Here is a 654-nt window from a genome sequence, read left to right on the forward strand (position 1 = left end):
GTCGGGCTGGAGTGCTCTGGCTCCGTTGGTCGGACGGGCCCGTGGCGTTCCTATGAGGACTCCGACGAGGGCACCGTGGAGTTCAACGTTGAGGCGCAACCTCCTCCTCCCACGTGGCGCTGAAGTGGATCCCGGTCGCACGGGCAAGCTCGAGGAGGCGCCGCAGGTAGAGGGTGGACTTGCCGGTCTCGATCTCGGAGACTGCGCTCTGGCTGATGCCGAGCTCCTCGGCGAGACTGCTCTGTGACAGCCCGTGAGCCATCCTCGCCTGTTGGACGGCGAGTCCGAAGTCTGCGGGCGCTCGGAGGACGGACTTTCGCGCAACCATGGTCGACCTCCTTCGGTAGGTGATCGGGTTTTCAGGATGCCGTCGTTGTATCGGGAAATCCAGATCTCCTCACAGTGGTGCCCCGCACCGCGCTGGGCGGTGCGGGACACGTGACTGGTTCTGTCTCAGGCATCGTGCGACTTGGACTCGGCCTTTGCCTTCTTGGCCGCCCGCTTCTCCTTCAGACTCTTCCCGGCGGGGGTCTTGCTGCTGGACTTCTTCGGTGACTTGTCACCCATCGGCTCATCACCTCCTCAGATGTGTCGGTGGTCACGACATGTCGAGACTACGCCAGGTCGTCCTCGTCGGACGGGAGGAAGAGGGCC

The 654-nt window shown here is 64.1% G+C and carries 1 protein-coding gene; it reads right to left on the bottom strand.

Annotated features, from left to right (window positions below):
- Positions 1–82: 82 nt before the first annotated feature.
- Positions 83–328, bottom strand: coding sequence for a helix-turn-helix domain-containing protein (locus FK530_RS24650; RefSeq protein ID WP_146489449.1), 246 nt, complete (start codon positions 326–328; stop codon positions 83–85).
- Between the last annotated feature and the right edge of the window lie 326 nt (positions 329–654).

It is taken from the genome of Tsukamurella conjunctivitidis (assembly GCF_007858475.1).
In the GTDB taxonomy this organism is placed as follows: Bacteria; Actinomycetota; Actinomycetes; order Mycobacteriales; family Mycobacteriaceae; genus Tsukamurella; species Tsukamurella conjunctivitidis.

Bases quoted from the DNA above. Each gene is read 5' to 3' on its own strand.
- FK530_RS24650 (WP_146489449.1), bottom strand. From the start codon at position 328: ATGGTTGCGCGAAAGTCCGTCCTCCGAGCGCCCGCAGACTTCGGACTC.